The organism is Ornithinibacillus proteolyticus, assembly GCF_039581225.1.
GTDB classification, from domain to species: Bacteria; Bacillota; Bacilli; order Bacillales; family Amphibacillaceae; genus Ornithinibacillus; species Ornithinibacillus massiliensis.
The window spans coordinates 42,408-60,509 of record NZ_JBCPXV010000023.1 but is presented as its reverse complement, the minus strand read 5'-3'; the positions used below and the strand labels follow the sequence as shown (position 1 = coordinate 60,509).

Sequence of the window (18,102 nt, the reverse complement as noted above, 5' to 3'; positions counted from 1 at the left end):
CTGTAATAAAACCTTCTTCAATTGCTTGGAGGACAACTTTTTCAAATACATCCTCCAAAATATTGGACTCCACTAATTTCGTTAGGAGTCGAGAATAAGAGGATTCAGAAGGTACCCTATCTGAAACGAGGCTGCTGAAAAAGTCTCTGAAAATCGCCAACAAAAATGTTTTGTTGGCGATTTTACTTTATAATTAGTGTCATAATAAAAATAGTGGGTGATTGTATGTTAGAAAAACAAGAAAGCCTTCCATTAAGTCCGTATTCTAATCTTTATGATTTGATTATAGAAAAAGACAATGAGTTACGCCGAATCAATGAGTTAATTGATTTTTCATTTATTTACAAGGAATTAGAGGATAACTATTGTTTAACGAATGGAAGGAATGCAATCTGCCCTGTCCGAATGTTTAAATACCTTTTGTTGAAACGGATGTATAAATTATCTGATCGAGATGTTGTGAAACGCTCTAAATATGATATGTCTTTCAAATACTTTTTAGATATGGCACCCGAGGATCCTGTAATTGATCCTAGTTCTTTAACTCAATTTCGTAAGTTACGTTTAAAAAATATCAATCTATTAGATTTACTGATTCAAAAAACAATCGAACTCGCTGTCGAACATGATTTGATTGACGTGAAAGCCACGTTAATCGTGGACTCTACACACTCCCATTCTCGTCATCGTTCGAGGTCAGCCGCGCAATATCTAAATGAACATGCGAAGGCTGTTAGGAAAGCAACTTATGAATTCGATGAAAGTCTCAAAGAAAAATACCCAGAAAAGCCAACTGATAAGCATGATGTAAAAGTGTCTATGGCTTATTGCGAGAAGTTGATTGAAGTCGTAGAGAAGGAAGATGTCCGTAACATTCCAGACGTGCAAAAAAAATTGAACTACTTGAAAGAGTTAGTGGAAGATTGCCAAGAGACAACGGAATACTCCGCCGATCGCGATGCGCGAACTGGTCATAAATCAGAAGACACGAGTTTCTTTGGTTACAAAACACACCTCGCTATATCAGAAGAACGTTTAATCGTGGCGGCAGAGGTCACATCTGGCGACAAAAGTGATGGAAAGTATTTAAGAAATCTGGTAGAAAAAAGTGAAAAAGCAGGTCTGACAGTTGAGACGGTCATTGGTGATACAGCTTATTCAGGGAAAGATAACTTAATCTTAGCTAAAGAAAAAGATTTTCAACTGGTTTCCAAACTTAACCCAATGTTGACAAACGAACGAAAAGACACGGGTTTTGAGTTCAATAAAGATGCGGATATGTATGTTTGTCCTGCTGGGCATTTAGCGACAAAAAAATATGTTAAGAACAGAAAAGACAGGAACGCTGAATATCAGTATCAATTTGATATCGAAAAATGTAAGGTTTGTCCATTGCGAGAGGGTTGTTACAAAGAAGGTGCCAAATCAAAAACACTTACGGTGAGCATAAAATCGACGGAGCATCAAGAGCAGAAGGCATTTCAAGAGACCGAATTGTTTAAAGAATTAGCTCGAGACCGTTATATGATTGAGGCTAAAAATAGCGAATTAAAGAATCGACATGGGTACGATAGAGCCACCGACTCAGGTCTCTTTGGTATGGAAATCCAAGGAGCCACCACGATATTTGTAACAAATCTAAAACGAATCATGAAGCTCATAGACCAAAAATAAGAGGAATATGAGCAAAAAAGGGATACTTTTTATGGCAAAACACATAAAAAGTATCCCTTTTTTGTTTTTTTATTTTATTATCACTTAAAATCCTTGAGTTTTTCAGCAGCTTCCCGATGCCTTTCCTCCCGCAGGAGTCTACGTATATTTCCGGAGCTAGTATCCTGTATCATCGGTTTTACATTTAATTCTTTTAGTTATGTCCCAGTCTCTTCCTGAATTTTTATTGGAATGATTTATTTAAGAAAAATAGTGCAAGTGTACCAGGACCAGAGTGAGCACCAATTGCAGATCCAACAAATTCGATAACAACTTCTTTAACACCAAATTTATCTTTAATCATTTTTGCAAGTGCCTCTGCCCGTTCTAGGTCATCACCATGACTAATACCAATAACTTGGTTTTCGAAATTACCACCACGTTCTTCCATCAATTCAACCATACGGCCAAGAAGTTTTTTCGTCCCACGCATCTTTTCGAGAGGGATTAATTTGCCGTCTTCCACATGTAGGATGGGCTTAATATTTAATAAGGTTCCAACAAAGGCTGCTGTTTTACTTACTCTTCCACCACGTTTTAAATATTCTAGGTCATCTACTGTGAAGATGTGTTCCATATGAAGTGCCCGTTTTTTCGCATCATCAATTATTTCTTCTTTACTTTTACCCTCTTTAGCTAATCGAGCCGCATTTAGCACGACTAAACCATAACCAATCGAAGCGCATTTTGTATCGATAATGGATATGTCTGCATCAGGATAGTCTTCTTTTACTTCCTGTTCCATCATTTTTGCTGTTTGATATGTACCGGAAAGCTCTGAAGAAAATGCCAAATAGATTAATGTTTGATTAGACTTGGCATATTCGGTGAAAATAGATTTAAAAGTTTGTGGTGAAACCTGGGAAGTCTTTGGGGATTTTCCTTCACGCATCGCATCAAATACGTTCTTTGGTGTAATATCGATCCCGTCTTTATAATCCTTATCTTCTAAATGAACCGTTAAGGAGACCATTTCCATGCCATATTCAGTGAAGTAGTCTTTGGTAAGGTCACTAGCTGAATCTGCCATAATTGTAACATTAGTCATCACTATCACCCTCAATTCTTTACAAATATTATATTATGTTTAGTTTATAGCTATAATGTGATATAGTCAAAATTATTGTTAATAAAAGGAGACTGTTATGTTTTTAATAGAGGCGAAACGTATCTTAATTGTTATTATAGGTTCTTTACTGAATGCCTTATCTTTAAATTTATTTTTAGAAAGTGCTAATGTATATGCTAGCGGATTTACTGGTACTGCCCAGCTAATCTCCAGTGTATTTAATGATTTTATAGGAGTGAATGTATCAACAGGTATTCTGTTATTTCTACTTAACATACCTGTATTTATTCTAGGCTGGTTTAAAGTTGGAAAAGGATTTACAATCTATAGTATCGTTTCGGTAATCTTTTCTTCGATATTTCTACAATTCCTACCAATTGTACAACTATCTAGTGATATTATTTTGAATGCCGTATTTGGTGGGCTAGTAGCAGGTATCGGTGTAGGAATTACCTTGAAAATTGGTGCATCTACAGGTGGAATGGACATTGTTGCCATGGTGTTATCTCGTATGAATGATAAACCGATTGGTGTTTATTTTATTTCCTTGAACGCTGTTATTATTGCACTTGCAGGATTTCTTTACGAACCAGAGAATGCATTATATACAATGGTTGCGCTTTATGTGACAACACGAGTAATTGATACGATACATACTCGTTATAACAAATTAACAGCAATGATTGTAACGAAAAAAGCGAAAGAATTACAAAAAGCAATTCATGACACGATGGTTCGGGGAATCACCATATTACCTGCAGTGGGAGCTTATACGAATCAAGATAAACATATGCTATACCTCGTTATTACACGATATGAATTATATGATTTAGAAAAAATTATTAAGGAAGTGGATCCAGAAGCGTTCACGAATATTGTCCAGACCGCTGGAATTTATGGATTCTTTCGAAAAGAGTAAGGGGGAATGATGTAAATGAAAAAAGCGTTTATGATTATAAGTACTGTCTTCATCCTTTCAGCATGTGGAAATCAATCTGATAAGGCTTCAGATCCAATCACAGAAACTACCCATGATGTATATGCCAATTTTCAAAACGTGGATATTCAAATTGAAAATAATCAAGCAATCATTACCGGAAACGTGAACGCATCCAATGATGAATTTTATTTTCAAGTGGAACAAGAGGATCACATTTTAAAAGAGGAAGAGAAAGTTACAGTTGATGGTGAGTGGAGCGATTTCAGCTTCCGTATAGACATTACGGACGAAATGAAAGAGCTAGATGAGGTGGTCATCGTAAAGATGTACACGAAAGGGGAAGACGGTAAAATAATTAATCCAAACTATATTCCGTTAGATTTGAAAGAGGTATAAAAAACAACATAATTCCTAGCTAGCACTTAAGTTGTTGCCAAAAGAATAGGGCTACTTATATAGAAAAAACTAGAATTCATCACACAATGGAATTCTAGTTTTTTCTTACATGTATTAATAACCATGCTTCTCAAAAACTTCTTTCACTTTCGGGGTAACCTCGTCCCATTCCGCATCGAAGCTTTTGTTAACGGTAATGAAATTTTGATAACCGAATACGTTATCTACACCTTCAAGTTTCAATAAATCATTCATAATTTCATGTTCACTTGTATCACCTGGCATAACGGAAATACTGTTTGTCCCTTCAAAGATGAGCTTATCTGTTGTAAACTTTATTGCATTTGGATTTGGTGTTGATTCAGCTCTTACTCCCATTTGTTCTACCTCCACATGAATCCTTTTAAATCTATATTAGCAGAAAAGTGGGGAAGAAAAAAGGAAAATAAGGAAAAGAGGCTGAGACAAAACTATTTCTAACATAGGATAAACCGAACATGAAAGTTAGTGCATCAAACCCACCCCGGAAATATACTTGCGGTTCGTGGGCGGCTGGTGAGCCTCCTCAGAGCTAAAGCTCTTCCAGGGTCTCAGGCAGTGCCCTTTCCTCCCACAGGAGTCTCCGTATATTTCCGGGTAATGATAGTGATTGTTCGTTTTTTATTACCTTTGTTTTCGTTTTGTCCCAGCCTTGTCATCCTACAGCTTGTTTCATCAGCAATTCCTTTTCATCCGAAGAATGAATTGGATATTACCATCACAGGCTTTTTAATTTGATGGAGGTTAGCTAAGTTGATGCTGTTCCAATTGCTGTTGTAACTGTTGTAATTGTTGTTTTTCTTCTGGTGTCGCATCATTCATAGCAGCTTGGATCGCATTATGAGCAGCTTGTTTATCTTGTGCTGAAGCGTTGCCACCAGTAATATTGCTTGTAAATTGGGTAACGGCATCTTTGGCTTGTTGGAATAGATTTTTTTGCATTTAGAATCCTCCTACTGTATGATTATCTGCTTCATCCCGTTTTCGTTCTGCATCGGTGAAGTTAGAACGATATGGGAACTTCTCTGCATGTCTTTTTACAGCATCTGCGCTTTGTTGGCTGAATCTTTTTGATTTACTCCCTTTGCCCAAGTAAGATTCCTCCTTAGAAAAACTAGCATTCGTTCGAATGTGTTCGTTTTTCTTATGTTGGCAGGTGAGATATTTATACTTTCCTATCTGCCAACAAAAAAGTGAACGTTTTTACGTTCACTAGTTAGTATGGAATGATGAAGTTTTTTTATAGTAGGTAAAATACGGTACACCTGTTTTTACTTTACATTCGAATTAAGGCTTAAGTATTCTTCTAAGAACAAGCCAATACCACTTTCTTCATTGGTAACCGTTACATGGTTGGCAATGGATTTTAACGGTTCAATCGCATTACCCATCGCTACACCGACACCTGCATAATCAATCATTTCTAAATCATTATCCTCATCGCCAAATGCAATAATGCGACTCTGTGGAATTTGATAATAATGCGCAATTTTTTGTAAACCTACTGCTTTATTAATTCCTTTTTTGACGATTTCAATCACGTTCCATGGAGCTCCCCATTTTCGATGTTCGATTACTTCTGCATGATATTCATCTAAATGGTCACGTAATGATGTGATATGATCCTCTTTAGGATGGATTAACAGGGAAGTAGGATCTTCATTTAACTTACTCTTTAAATTTCCAATAATAAAAGGGGTGTCATCTCCCGTTTCATAAAAGATATCGATCAAATCTTGACTATATTTATCAAGATAAACTTGATTTTTTACTTCTGCCAAAACATTATAGACATCTAAGTCATAACAAGCTTGGACAATACTTAGAGCAGTTCTTTTAGGCATTGGATTGTGAAGAACATCCCACTTTTTATCTTCTGGATGATGTATTAATGCACCATTAAAATTGACCATTGGGGTTTTTAATCCTAGTTCATGATAATATTGAATGCTTGCACGATGTGGTCTTCCAGTAGCAATCACGACAATATGTCCATCTGCCATGGCTTTAGAAATGACTTTCTTATTTTTTTCACTAATGACCTTATTGTCAGAAAGTAATGTACCGTCTAAATCTAACGCGATTAAATGTTGTTGTTTTGTCATATACTCACCTCATATGAATTAAGTTTATTCGTGTTTACAACAGATGTAAAGGAATATAAAGTAATCTTTACGTTAAATTAGTTTAATTATTTGTAAAAAAATACTATCATATTATTAACAGGACAAATAAGGGGATTATGCAGATGATTGGAATAACTAAAAAAAGTGTTGGAGGAGTGCCAAGTTTAGTTGTAGTTGATACAGAGAAAGCTAAAGCTTCTCTACCAACAATCGTGTATTTTCACGGTATAACAAGTGCAAAGGAACACAATTTACCACTGGCGTTTTTATTGGCAGAAAAAGGGATGCGAGTTATATTGCCTGATAGTTTGTATCATGGTGAAAGAGAGACAGATGAAGTATCGGATGTTCGTTACTTTTTATTCCATATTGTGTTACAAAATTTGAAGGATTTACATAGCATTAAGGTGGAATTAGAGGAACAAGGCTTACTTTTAGATGAAAGAATTGGAATTGCTGGAACGAGTATGGGTGGAATCACAACCGCTGCTGCCTTAACCCAGTTTCCTTGGATTAAAGTAGCAGGAGTATTAATGGGATCTCCCAAAATTACGACTTTCGCAAGAGAACTGGTGGCATTCTATTCGAAGGCTGGAGATCTCCCATTAACGGAACAGGAAGTTTCACAGTTATATAATTCGCTTGCAGATTATGATTTATCGCTTCAAGTTGAGAAATTAAATGAAAGGCCTGTACTATTTTGGCATGGAGATCAAGATTCTACCGTTCCATTTGATCATTCCCATAGCTTTTATCAACAGGTTAGGAACGAGTATCACGATCATGATAAAATAAAATTTATTCGTGAAGAAGGCCGAGGTCATAAGGTCAGCAGGTATGCTATTTTAGAAACGGTCAAATGGTTTGATATGCATCTGTAATGCAAATCATTTAAAAAACAAGCAAAATATGTTTAAATGAAGATATGAAAGAATAAGGAGGGAAGACCATGGATGAAGCATTAAAAGAAAATCTCATGGGAGCTCTTGAAAATGTTATTGACCCCGAATTAGGTATTGATATTGTCAACCTTGGGTTAATATATGATGTAGATCTTGATGATGATGGTGTATGTACAGTAACGATGACACTTACAGCAATGGGATGCCCACTTTCTGCCCATATTGAAGCTGACGTACAACGTGCTCTATATGATTTACCAGAAGTAAAAGAAACAAGAGTTAATATTGTTTGGGACCCACCATGGGGCAAGGAAAGAATGTCTCGTTACGCAAAAATTGCTTTAGGAATTCCGGATTAATAATTAGGGTATACCGTAATATGCCAACATAAAACAATCCCCTACCACGATTAGCATGGTAGGGGATTGTTTTATGTTTATCTTTATCTTAAGAAGAATAATGCGAAAGCACCTACAATGAAGCAGTAGAATGCAAAGTATTTTAGATTTCCTTTTGCCATAATATTCATAAACCATTTAAGCGCAAAGTATGTCGCGATAATGGATGCTATAAATGCAATTAAATACGGAATCATTAATGAATTTAATTCTGGATCAGTTACAATATCTTTAGCAGAAAGCAACCCAACCCCTAAACTAACCGGAATATATAATAGGAATGAGAAACGAAGTGCTGTTTCCTGCTTCATTCCGAGTAACATAGCAGCGACAATGGTTGCTCCAGATCGGCTAATTCCTGGGAATAATGCTACAGACTGTGCAAGGCCAGCAATTACCGCATCTTTTACCGTAATTTGTTTATCCCCTTTTTTACCACGTAAATTACGAATGATCCAAAGGGCAATACCGGTAATGATTAATGTAATACCTACTAAATATGGCTTACTTATATTCCCTACCACATCTTTCAATAAAATTCCTAGTATACCTGTAGGGATTGTTGCTACAATTAGCATGAGAATAAACTGGAAATCACTTTTAGCATCAGGATCACGAGAAACGATGTAGCGCAACCCGTTTTTTATTAATCGAACGATGTCTTTGAAATAAACCATAATAACTGCTATTAGTGAACCGAAGTTTACAAATGCTTCAAAGGATATTCCCGGTGTACCTACTCCTAATAGATCACGTGCTAATATAAGATGGCCACTTGATGAAATAGGAATTGGCTCAGTAAATCCTTGTAGTAAGCCTAATAATAAATATCTAAGTAAATCCAATAAATTTTCCATTTTTTATACTCTCCCTAGTTATCAGTTACTTAATTGGCTAATACTGTCACCTCTAATTAGGCATATGAATAGTCTAGTTGATGAGGAGGTCGATCAAAATGTCTCATAAAAAACAGGTTTATGACTTATGTAAGACACATATGCATTCTTATGTATTAGCCCAATTAGATGACGGTACCAGCTTTGATGGTATCATAACTGGTTTAGATGATGATTATGTTTACTTTGCTATACCAATTGATAGTGAAGCAACTCCGCAATTACAGCCATACATGTTAGATCAGCGTCAGTTTGGATATGGTTATCCGGGTTATGGCTTTCCAGGGTATGGTTTCCCAGGCTATGGAGGCTTTTACGGTAGACCACGCAGAAGGTTTAATCGACTAGTGTTACCACTTGCAGCACTTACTGCCTTAACCTTATTACCTTGGTATTAAATTCTTAATTGTAAATACCGGGAAGCAGCAAACCCTTGCCATGTAGTTCAAGGCAAGGGTTTTGCTTTCGAGACGAGTTACTGCTCTTTCTTTTCCTTCAATAAACCGTCTCCTAGAATGAAGATAGCAATGGAAAGAATCGCTGCCATTACTAATGTAGCTACAAGGTCTAATGATCCTCCACCCATACTGGATAGTACGTAGGATAGTACGAACGTTATTAATACAGCCCAAAGAATGGTTGCAATGTAACGCATATGTAACACCTCAATTTCTAATCTACTTTTAATTTAGCGTAATACACAATTTCTTTATTAAGTTTACCAAATGCACACATAAATGAAAAGTATTTCTTCATAGTTTACATAGAGAGGAGGCTGCCCATGTCGATTAGCATTTATAATTGTTTTTCTTGGATTGGGTATCATTATGTCCATTACTTTTTAGAAAAGGGTATAGAAGTAAACGGAATAGACAAAATTGATTCGGAGAAAAAAGAAAATCTCCATATGTTAGTCGGTAGGAATAGTTCGTTTCGCTTGATTCCACCAAATAGTATTCCGAAAGACCTTGTGGCGTTAGTCATTGGAGGTACAGAATTACCAATTTATGCGGATAGAATCATTCAAATTAGAACGAGAGAAATGAAAAAAAAGCTATCCAATGCTATAGTAATTAACGCACCTATCCTTTTTGGAGAATGGATGGAAATGACGGAGGAAGATATCAAGGTAGGAAATCGTAATGTTCGCTTTCATTCAAGAGAATTTCAATCGGACGCTATTTATATTAAAGATTTTGTTAAAGCAACAGCTCCACTTTTCCATTCAAGCAATAAACCTTCGGAACTTAGTGTCTTTTCAAAGAAAGTTTTCCTAAATGAAGCGGTAAAACTTGAAAATTCGATTTATATTCGTGACAATATACCTATAGAAGAAAACGTTAGAAAGGTACTAGCTCATTATCGACGCTATAAAGATTTGTATGAATACGATAGAAACTGAATGGAGTGCAGAATTTGAGAAGAACGTATAGTATAGCAATACTATTAATACTCGGAATAATTTTAGTAAGTGGTTGTAGCAATAAGGTAGAATCAGGGAATCTTTATAAGGCAGCTATGATTATGGAAGGGAAAATGGAAGATAAACCATGGAATCAAAAGGGCTATAAAGGTCTGTTAGAGATTGAGAAAAAACTAGGAGTGGAAATTGAGGTCATAGAAGATGTTAGTACGGAGGCTGAATTATCTAAGGCGGTAAGTGATCTTGTTGACGAAGGGACCAATCTAATTTTTGGGCACAGTAGTAATTATGGGGAAGCATTTTATAATTTATCTCAAACCTATACCGATATCCACTTCGTTTATTTCAATGGGAACTACTACAGAAATAATTTAACTAGTATGAACTTCAACTCGCATGGAATGGGATTTTTCGCTGGAATGATTGCAAGTAGTACAACGAAGACTAACGAAGTAGGCATTATTGCTGCTTATCAATGGCAGCCTGAAATCGAAGGCTTCTATGAAGGAGTAAAATATCAAAATCCACAAGCGAATGTAAGAATGGAATTTATTTATGATTGGAATGATAATGAAGCAGCTTTAGATGCATATGATCGATTGAAAAATCAAGGGGTAGATGTGATTTATCCAGCAGGAGATGCTATCAGTGAGGATATTATTAAACTTGCAGGGGACGATGGTATATATGCTATTGGATTCGTGTCCGATCAAATAAATGTCGAACCGGAAACGGTACTAACTAGTACAGTGCAACATGTTGATCGTTTGTATGTACTAGCAGCAGAGAAATTCAACGAGGGAGACCTTAATGGCGAAATAATGACATTTGATTTTGCGGATGATTATATTACAATGGGTGAGTTCAGTAAATCTGTCCCTAAATATTTTCAACAAAGATTAGTTGATTATATTGAGAAGTATAAAGAAACAGGCTTGCTTCCTAACCAATATTGATTTGCTGGTTTGATTTTCTAGTAAGGATAATTAGACCTTGCAAGTCTGTCTTTTTTGCATTAAAATTAGTACCAAGTCATAATATTTGATAACAACTTATAATGTTAGGGGATGTATTATATGGGTGTAGGAGTTATAGGAGTAGGTCATTACACACCTTCCAAAGTCGTAACGAATAAAGACTTAGAAAAAATAGTAGATACAAGTGATGAGTGGATCCGTACTCGTACTGGTATAGAAGAGAGAAGAATTGCCGAGGATGATATGGATACTTCTGATATGGCTTACCATGCATCACTTAGTGCGATAGAGGATGCTGGTATTAAACCGGAAGATATTGATTTGATTTTAGTAGCTACCGTTACTCCAGATACACCTTTTCCATCTGTATCTTGCATGCTACAGGAAAAGCTTGGTGCATGGAATGCAGCAGCAATGGATGTCAGTGCAGCATGTGCTGGCTTTATGTATGGGATGATAACTGCGAAGCAATTTATCGAAACAAAAGTATACAAACATATATTAGTTGTCGGAGCTGAAAAGCTTTCGAAGATAACAGATTGGTCAGATCGTAATACATGTGTACTATTTGGTGATGGTGCAGGTGCAGCGGTTATGGGAGAGGTTTCAGAAGGAAAAGGAATCCTTTCCTTTGAATTAGGTGCCAACGGTTCTGGTGGCAAACACTTATATCAAAAAGACGACGGATTTATTACAATGAATGGTCGTGAAGTTTTCAAATTTGCTGTTAGACAAATGCCTGAATCATCCTTAAATGTATTGGAGAAAGCTGGATTACAAAAAGAAGATGTAGATTATTTAATTCCTCACCAAGCTAATATTCGTATTATGGAAGCGGCAAGGGAAAGATTAGACATTCCAGAGGAAAGAATGGCTAAGGTTATTACAAAATATGGGAATAATTCTTCTGCTTCTATACCTATGGCTTTATCAGAAAGTGTTAAAGATGGTAAAATTAGCGATAATGATGTCATTGTATTAGTTGGATTTGGTGGAGGTTTAACATGGGGAGCATTGGCATTACGCTGGGGAAGGTAATGGATACCTGCCAGTAATGTCTGCTCTTTAATTTCTAATAATTATAGGAGGAGTACCGAAATGTCTGATAGAAGAGTAGTAGTGACAGGGCTTGGAGCTGTTACCCCAATCGGAAACGATGTGAACACGATGTGGGAAAGTCTCCTAGCTGGTAATTCTGGAATTGATTTCGTAACACAAGTAAATAAAGATGATTTTCCAGCAAAAGTTGCAGCAGAAGTAAAAGAGTTTGATCCAACATTATATGTCGATAAAAAAGATGCTCGTAAAATGGACCCGTTCACCCAGTTTGCTGTTGCTGCATCGATGATGGCGTTAAAGGATGCTAAACTTGAAATAACAGATGAGAATGCTCAACGTGTTGGTGTATGGATTGGGTCTGGTATTGGTGGAATGAAAACATACGAAGAACAATTCACTAAATTTATGGAAAAGGGTCCAAAGCGTGTAAGCCCATTTTTTGTACCGATGATGATTCCGGATATGGCTGCAGGACAGGTTTCCATCCAAACTGGTGCTAAAGGAATTAATTCCTGCTCAGTTACCGCTTGTGCTTCTGGTGCAAACTCTATTGGAGATGCGTATAAAGCTGTACAACGTGGGGATGTCGATTATATTATTGCTGGTGGTACAGAAGCTCCAATTACGAATATGGCATTCGCAGGATTTAGTTCTGCAAAAGCATTATCCTTCAACGATGACCCGAAGACAGCTAGTCGACCATTTGATAAGAATCGTGATGGCTTTGTCATGGGTGAGGGAGCAGGGATTCTGATATTAGAAACATTAGAATCAGCTCTTGAGCGTGGAGCGCATATTTATGCGGAAATAGTAGGCTATGGTGCTACTGGAGATGCATACCATATTACAGCTCCTGCTGAACACGGTGAAGGTGCTGCTCGTGCAATGCAACAAGCTCTACGCGATGCAGGATTACAGCCAGAAGAAGTGGATTATATTAATGCGCATGGTACAAGCACCGATTTAAACGATAAATTTGAAACAGAAGCAATTAAAACTGTTTTTGGCGAACATGCTTATAAACTCGCTGTATCATCAACTAAATCGATGACAGGTCACTTATTAGGAGCTGCTGGTGGAGTAGAGGCAGTGATTTCCATTAAGTCCATTGAGGATGGAGTAGTTCCTGCAACAATTAATTATGAAACACCAGATCCAGATTGTGATCTAGATTATGTGCCAAATGAAGCTAGAAAACAAGATGTTAATGTAGTCTTAAGTAATTCCTTAGGCTTTGGTGGGCATAATGTATCGCTTATATTTAAGAAATATCAATCATAAAATGATGAAGGACTGACTAAATGGGTCAGTCTTTTTTCATACTAGGAGAATGATGGGTTTCATGAGCTTGAATCCCGAAAATATAGATATTTTCTTTACAATGGAAACAGTGTGCGTCATAATCTTTTCATTAAAAATCTCCCCCTCTATCTTTTCTATCATGCCATGTAAACCACTAGCATATAATGAATTATAATCTATAGGACAAGCATAGGTGGTTGTATTATGGGATATATTCTTTTATTTTTAATCGGATTTGGACTTAGTGTCACCGGTGGTGTTACATTGATTGCCTATATGAATTTTTTACCGGCCGGTGTATCCTGGACCGAGTATTTTCTATTTGTAAGTGGTCGTTTGGAATGTTACTTTCTCCCCGTTGGCTTATTCCTTATGACATTCGTTGTATATTCATTTCCTCATCGATCTTAATCCATATTTTGCATACACTCGAATAAATTTTTAAATGATGGTCATAATGTATTTTAAAGTGAGTGTTCAAAAATTATGGTATAGATGGTAATTTTTTGAACAACCTCAGAGTGATTCATTTGGGAAGTGAGGGGTGTTGTATGTTATATTTACACGATGTTTGGGTGAACTGGTTTGAAGGAGAAGAAAACGGCTATAATGTATGTTATTTTCATGAATGGCGTAAGGATGACGGAATTGAGTTACTAGACCAAGTGCCATTACTATACATAACGGACTCACTATATCAATACATTGAAAATGATATGCATGACTTACCTCAAGGCTTACTTGATGCCATTTATAAGCGGGCATATACTCGTAAAGGACAAGAACGATCAGTGGTAGATTATGCTTGTATAGTAACCGATGGTAATGATATAGTTGCGTTCGATACGATAGGGTATCGTATCCCAATTCGAAAGAGTCGGTTAATCCCAAGACAGGAACAATTAGTCTATGAAATGATTGATAAGGCGAAACCACAGGGCTTTGGTTTTGATGATGCTAATTATGTAAAAGAGTATCATATGCTTTCCATGTCTCCGGAACTTGTATTTGGATTAACGAGAAGAGAGCGACAATTAAAGCAGTTACTAATGATGGGATTGGATCAGCTTCGTACATCGAATAATATTGAAGAATTACGTTATTGGTTAACGGAGTGGAATCCTAAGAAATATCCAGATATTCGATTTATGGACGAAAATGAGGTTTGGCAGGCATTGTATGATGGTGTCAAATCGGGTTGGAGTCTTGCCCATGAGGAACTATGTGAGAAGTTAATTAAGGGACAACCGTTCCTGGAGAAGATGTGGGAGCTTGAAAACAATGACGTAGAAGGTGCATCCAAACAGAAATCAAAAAATCAGTGAGGCTTCTCACTGATTTTTCTTTTTCACTCGGCCAAGGCCCATTGCTTTTTTAGCTTTTTGTATCGTTTTATTCGCAACTAGGGATGCTTTTTCTGCACCTTCATCTAAAATGTCGTCTAATTCACTGGATTCTAAGATTTCGTGATATCGGTCTTGGATTGGTTTTAGAACGGCAATGACCGCATCGGCTACCCCTTGTTTGAAATCCCCGTAACCTTTACCCGCATATTTTTGTTCTAGCTCAGCAATAGTCTCACCGGAGAAAACAGAATGAATATCTAATAGATTAGAAACTCCAGGTTTATTTTCTTTATCGTATTTAACGATTCCTTCTGAGTCTGTAACTGCACTTTTAATTTTCTTTTCAATTTGTTTCGGTTCATCCAGCATAAAGATAGATGCTTTCACATTTTCATCTGATTTACTCATTTTTTTCGTAGGGTTTTGTAAGGACATAATACGAGCGCCGACTTTAGGGATGCTGATCTCCGGAATGGTAAAGACATCTAGGAAACGATTATTAAAGCGCTGTGCTAAGTCACGTGTTAGTTCTAAGTGCTGTTTTTGATCATCGCCAACAGGCACTAGGTCTGCTTGATAAAGCAGGATATCCGCTGCCATTAAGGAAGGGTACGTGAATAGTGCTGCTGATACAGCTTCTTTTCCCTCTGATTTATCCTTAAATTGGGTCATTCTTTCTAATTCACCCATATAGTTAATCGATTGCATCATCCAGCCTAGCTGTGTATGTGCCGGAACCTCCGATTGAATAAAGAGGGTTGCTTTCTCCGGGTCGATTCCAGCTGCCAAATATAATGCTGCAAGAGAGCGGATGTTTTGACGCAATTTTAAACGATCTTGTGGGACAGTGATAGCATGTTCGTCCACAATACAGAAGTAACATTGATGGGTATGTTGTAGCTCAACGAATTGACTTATAGCACCAACATAATTGCCGATTGTTAATGAGCCACTTGGTTGGATTCCTGAAAAAATGGTTTTCATATTAAACACTCCTTTATTTTAAACAATAAAAAAAGCCCATTCTATCCCTATATCGAAGGGACGAATGAACCGCGTTGCCACCCTAATTATCTTAAACCGTTAAGATCACTTCATTAAAAATAAGCTCCAAAGTCCAATTCCTATTTACCTTGATGCTTGTTTACACCAGCCACAAGCTCTCTTGAAACAGCGGGTAAATAGTACTACGCCTTTTTCATTGCTATTAATATAGAGTTTGTTTTATTATATATAGCTTTTTTTTGAAAATCAAGTAGAAGAGTACGTTCTTACTAAAAAGGGTGGTTTTATGATAAGCATCCTTAATATATCATTTCATAACTGCTTAAGAACGCTCTTTTCTTTGTTTATTCATTTTATGCAGTGTATGGTTCTTTCCCCATTCATGCATGGCAGATAAAATCGGTTCTAAGCTTCGTCCATACTCCGTGATAGAATATTCAACTTTTGGTGGTACTTGAGGATATACGACTCGTTCCACAATGTCTTCTTCCTCTAACTCACGTAGTTGCTTTGTTAACATTTTTTGAGTAATACCAGGTACATTCCGTTTCAACTCACTGAATCGTTGGGTACCTTTATCCAAAAGATGTAAAAGAATAATGGGTTTCCATTTTCCTACTAGAATGCCTAGAGCATCTTCTACTTTGCACTGTTCTGGCTCAATTGTCATGATAAACACCTCCAATAGTATCCTTTTTGATACTATATTACATTAAAGTGCGTACTTGCGAAATCAGGTTCTATTGTTCATAATAACATAGGAAGAAGAAAGATAAAAGATACCTTATAAATAAAAAGAGGGAACACTAAACCTATTCCATTAATCATACATGTGATGCAGGTGAGAAAGGCGGAAGGGAAAATGGAAAAGTATAGAATCGATCCAGCGAAAGGGCTAGAGTTTGGTATTTATACATTAGGAGATCACTTACCGAATCCAATTACAGGAGAACGGATATCAGCAGAAGAAAGAATTCAGGAAATTATTGAATATGCTAAGCTTGCTGATCAAGCAGGAATTGACTTTTTTAGCGTAGGGGAAAGTCACCAAGAATTCTTTGCAACACAAGCTCATTCTGTTGTTCTAGCAGCAATAGCACAAGCAACGAAAAACATTAAAATTGCGAGTTCATCTACTATTATCTCTACGTCTGATCCGGTTCGAGTATATGAGGATTTTGCTACATTAGATTTAATTTCCAAAGGGCGAGCGGAAATCATTGCTGGCCGAGCTTCAAGAGTGGGACTTTTTGATTTGTTAGGCTATGATCTTCGTGACTATGAAGAGTTATTTGAGGAAAAATTTAATCTGCTACTTCAGATTAACGAAGAAGAAGTTGTGAATTGGAATGGCGAATATCGTGCACCACTAAAAAATGCTAAAATACTTCCACGTCCGAAAAATGGTAAAATGCCAATATGGCGTGCTGTTGGCGGAACTCCAGCTAGTGCGATGAAGGCTGGTTATGCTGGTGTGGGAATGTTTATGGCTCATTTAGGTGGCCCGGTATCCGTGTTTAAACGAACAATTGATGCCTATCGTGAAGCAGCAAGACTTGGTGGACATAATCCAGATGAATTACCTGTTGCCACAGCGGGATTCTTCTATGCAGCAGAATCGTCCCAGCAAGCTTTAAGGGATATGTATCCACATATTAATGAAGGGATGAAGCGAACAAATGGTCAAGGATTTGCCAAGCAGCTATTTGCACAAAGTGTTGATTCGCGAAGTATTATAAATGTAGGTAGTCCTCAGCAAATTATCGAGAAAATCTTATATCAGCATGAACAATTTGGACACCAGCGCTATATTGCACAAATTGATTTTGGCGGGGTACCATTTGACCGATTAATGAAAAATATTGAGTTGATTGGTAACGAAATTTTACCAGCAATTAGGAAATATACAGCAAAGAAATAAGGTGGTAAACGAGATGAAAATCGTAGGATTGTCAGGTTCGAAAGTTGGCTCTAAAACAAGAACAGCAATGAATTACGCAGTAAAATCCCTTTCTGAAACATATCCAGATGTAGAAGTGACAGTGATTGATTTGGCTGACTATGAGATTCAATTTAGTGACGGCCGAAATTATTTGGAATATGAAGGGGATACAGGGTATGTAACGAAAACGATTATGGAAGCTGACGCTATAATAATCGGAACACCTATATTTCAAGCGTCTATTCCGGCAACCTTAAAGAATATTTTTGATTTGCTCCCTATCAATGCATTCCGTGACAAGGTCGTTAGTATGATCGTAACAGCTGGATCGGCGAAACATTTTCTCATAGCTGAGCAACAGCTAAAACCTATTTTGGCTTACATGAAGGCCCAGATAGTACAGACCTATGTATTTATCGAAGAAAAGGATTTCTATTTAAAAGAAATTAGAAATGATGATGTTCTACTCCGGATTAATCGTTTAGTTGAAGATACGGTTACCCTAATGGACACCTATAAGAAAATACGTGATGAAAAAGAAGCAATGTATGATTTTTAACATGGTGGTT

23 protein-coding genes and 1 other annotated feature are annotated in these 18,102 nt (G+C 36.9%); of the genes, 14 read left to right on the top strand and 9 right to left on the bottom strand.

All coding sequences use genetic code 11. The annotated features are described in order from the left end of the window. The first annotated feature begins 225 nt into the window (after window positions 1-225). Window positions 226-1,674: an IS1182 family transposase gene (locus AAIB49_RS12065; protein ID WP_339212374.1), complete on the top strand. Its 1,449-nt coding sequence runs from the start codon at window positions 226-228 to the stop codon at window positions 1,672-1,674. 223 nt (window positions 1,675-1,897) lie between these two features. On the opposite strand, the gene AAIB49_RS12060 is transcribed toward AAIB49_RS12065, so the two are convergent. Further along, complete coding sequence (locus AAIB49_RS12060) at window positions 1,898-2,761, bottom strand: DegV family protein (protein ID WP_343458165.1); 864 nt, start codon at window positions 2,759-2,761, stop codon at window positions 1,898-1,900. A gap of 97 nt (window positions 2,762-2,858) precedes the next feature. On the opposite strand from AAIB49_RS12060, the gene AAIB49_RS12055 reads away from it, so the two are divergent. Beyond that, a complete protein-coding gene (locus AAIB49_RS12055; protein WP_186869374.1) occupies window positions 2,859-3,701 on the top strand; it encodes a YitT family protein in 843 nt (280 codons plus the stop codon). A gap of 15 nt (window positions 3,702-3,716) precedes the next feature. Continuing rightward, window positions 3,717-4,118 (top strand): hypothetical protein, encoded by a 402-nt coding sequence (locus tag AAIB49_RS12050; protein ID WP_343458164.1) that lies wholly within the window; start codon window positions 3,717-3,719, stop codon window positions 4,116-4,118. Window positions 4,119-4,232: 114 nt separating this feature from the next. Here the strand turns inward: AAIB49_RS12050 and AAIB49_RS12045 are convergent, their stop codons facing one another. The 4 genes from AAIB49_RS12045 to AAIB49_RS12030 form a co-directional block, all read right to left on the bottom strand. After that, on the bottom strand, window positions 4,233-4,496 hold the full coding sequence (locus AAIB49_RS12045) for a NifU N-terminal domain-containing protein (RefSeq protein ID WP_186869376.1): 264 nt from the start codon (window positions 4,494-4,496) through the stop codon (window positions 4,233-4,235). Between the two features lie 405 nt (window positions 4,497-4,901). Beyond that, a complete protein-coding gene (locus AAIB49_RS12040) occupies window positions 4,902-5,099 on the bottom strand; it encodes a DUF3813 domain-containing protein (RefSeq protein ID WP_186869377.1) in 198 nt (65 codons plus the stop codon). Then, window positions 5,100-5,249, bottom strand: coding sequence for a hypothetical protein (locus AAIB49_RS12035; protein WP_186869378.1), 150 nt, complete (start codon window positions 5,247-5,249; stop codon window positions 5,100-5,102). A 179-nt stretch (window positions 5,250-5,428) separates the two neighbouring features. After that, entirely contained in the window at window positions 5,429-6,262 is an 834-nt protein-coding gene (locus AAIB49_RS12030; RefSeq protein WP_186869379.1) for a Cof-type HAD-IIB family hydrolase, read from the bottom strand. A 143-nt stretch (window positions 6,263-6,405) separates the two neighbouring features. Between AAIB49_RS12030 and AAIB49_RS12025 the strand changes: the two genes are divergently transcribed. Together AAIB49_RS12025 and AAIB49_RS12020 are read left to right on the top strand one after the other, a co-directional pair. Continuing rightward, entirely contained in the window at window positions 6,406-7,164 is a 759-nt protein-coding gene (locus AAIB49_RS12025) for a prolyl oligopeptidase family serine peptidase (protein WP_343458163.1), read from the top strand. 68 nt (window positions 7,165-7,232) lie between these two features. After that, the gene (locus AAIB49_RS12020) at window positions 7,233-7,544 is read left to right on the top strand and encodes a metal-sulfur cluster assembly factor (protein WP_186869381.1); all 312 of its coding nucleotides are present in this window, start codon (window positions 7,233-7,235) and stop codon (window positions 7,542-7,544) included. Window positions 7,545-7,627: 83 nt separating this feature from the next. Here AAIB49_RS12020 and AAIB49_RS12015 read toward each other — a convergent pair whose 3' ends face one another. Next, window positions 7,628-8,440, bottom strand: coding sequence for an undecaprenyl-diphosphate phosphatase (locus AAIB49_RS12015; protein ID WP_343458162.1), 813 nt, complete (start codon window positions 8,438-8,440; stop codon window positions 7,628-7,630). A 98-nt stretch (window positions 8,441-8,538) separates the two neighbouring features. Here AAIB49_RS12015 and AAIB49_RS12010 point away from each other — a divergent pair, with 98 nt between their 5' ends. Beyond that, the gene (locus AAIB49_RS12010; RefSeq protein ID WP_186869383.1) at window positions 8,539-8,877 is read left to right on the top strand and encodes a hypothetical protein; all 339 of its coding nucleotides are present in this window, start codon (window positions 8,539-8,541) and stop codon (window positions 8,875-8,877) included. Between the two features lie 77 nt (window positions 8,878-8,954). Here the strand turns inward: AAIB49_RS12010 and AAIB49_RS12005 are convergent, their stop codons facing one another. Continuing rightward, window positions 8,955-9,134 carry a YjzD family protein gene (locus tag AAIB49_RS12005; RefSeq protein ID WP_186869384.1) on the bottom strand — a complete coding sequence of 60 codons (180 nt, stop codon included), beginning with the start codon at window positions 9,132-9,134 and terminating at the stop codon, window positions 8,955-8,957. Window positions 9,135-9,260: 126 nt separating this feature from the next. Here AAIB49_RS12005 and AAIB49_RS12000 point away from each other — a divergent pair, with 126 nt between their 5' ends. From AAIB49_RS12000 to AAIB49_RS11975, 6 genes are all read left to right on the top strand, one after another. Beyond that, a complete protein-coding gene (locus tag AAIB49_RS12000; RefSeq protein WP_343458161.1) occupies window positions 9,261-9,881 on the top strand; it encodes a hypothetical protein in 621 nt (206 codons plus the stop codon). A 14-nt stretch (window positions 9,882-9,895) separates the two neighbouring features. After that, window positions 9,896-10,858, top strand: coding sequence for a BMP family ABC transporter substrate-binding protein (locus AAIB49_RS11995; RefSeq protein WP_186869386.1), 963 nt, complete (start codon window positions 9,896-9,898; stop codon window positions 10,856-10,858). A 120-nt stretch (window positions 10,859-10,978) separates the two neighbouring features. Then, entirely contained in the window at window positions 10,979-11,917 is a 939-nt protein-coding gene (locus AAIB49_RS11990) for a beta-ketoacyl-ACP synthase III (protein ID WP_186869387.1), read from the top strand. Between the two features lie 60 nt (window positions 11,918-11,977). Next, on the top strand, window positions 11,978-13,219 hold the full coding sequence (fabF, locus tag AAIB49_RS11985; protein ID WP_186869388.1) for a beta-ketoacyl-ACP synthase II: 1,242 nt from the start codon (window positions 11,978-11,980) through the stop codon (window positions 13,217-13,219). Between the two features lie 225 nt (window positions 13,220-13,444). Beyond that, the gene (locus AAIB49_RS11980; RefSeq protein ID WP_186869389.1) at window positions 13,445-13,651 is read left to right on the top strand and encodes a YuzI family membrane protein; all 207 of its coding nucleotides are present in this window, start codon (window positions 13,445-13,447) and stop codon (window positions 13,649-13,651) included. 140 nt (window positions 13,652-13,791) lie between these two features. After that, the gene (locus AAIB49_RS11975; protein ID WP_186869390.1) at window positions 13,792-14,565 is read left to right on the top strand and encodes a YjbA family protein; all 774 of its coding nucleotides are present in this window, start codon (window positions 13,792-13,794) and stop codon (window positions 14,563-14,565) included. A gap of 6 nt (window positions 14,566-14,571) precedes the next feature. Here AAIB49_RS11975 and trpS read toward each other — a convergent pair whose 3' ends face one another. Continuing rightward, the gene (trpS, locus tag AAIB49_RS11970; protein WP_186869391.1) at window positions 14,572-15,570 is read right to left on the bottom strand and encodes a tryptophan--tRNA ligase; all 999 of its coding nucleotides are present in this window, start codon (window positions 15,568-15,570) and stop codon (window positions 14,572-14,574) included. Between the two features lie 53 nt (window positions 15,571-15,623). Beyond that, window positions 15,624-15,797 (bottom strand) — a binding site (T-box leader). A gap of 116 nt (window positions 15,798-15,913) precedes the next feature. Next, on the bottom strand, window positions 15,914-16,261 hold the full coding sequence (locus AAIB49_RS11965; RefSeq protein WP_343458160.1) for a winged helix-turn-helix transcriptional regulator: 348 nt from the start codon (window positions 16,259-16,261) through the stop codon (window positions 15,914-15,916). A 192-nt stretch (window positions 16,262-16,453) separates the two neighbouring features. Between AAIB49_RS11965 and AAIB49_RS11960 the strand changes: the two genes are divergently transcribed. Both AAIB49_RS11960 and AAIB49_RS11955 read left to right on the top strand, forming a co-directional pair. Next, complete coding sequence (locus tag AAIB49_RS11960; protein ID WP_339215882.1) at window positions 16,454-17,512, top strand: LLM class flavin-dependent oxidoreductase; 1,059 nt, start codon at window positions 16,454-16,456, stop codon at window positions 17,510-17,512. Window positions 17,513-17,525: 13 nt separating this feature from the next. Beyond that, entirely contained in the window at window positions 17,526-18,092 is a 567-nt protein-coding gene (locus AAIB49_RS11955) for an NADPH-dependent FMN reductase (RefSeq protein WP_343458159.1), read from the top strand. The last annotated feature ends 10 nt before the right edge of the window (window positions 18,093-18,102 follow it).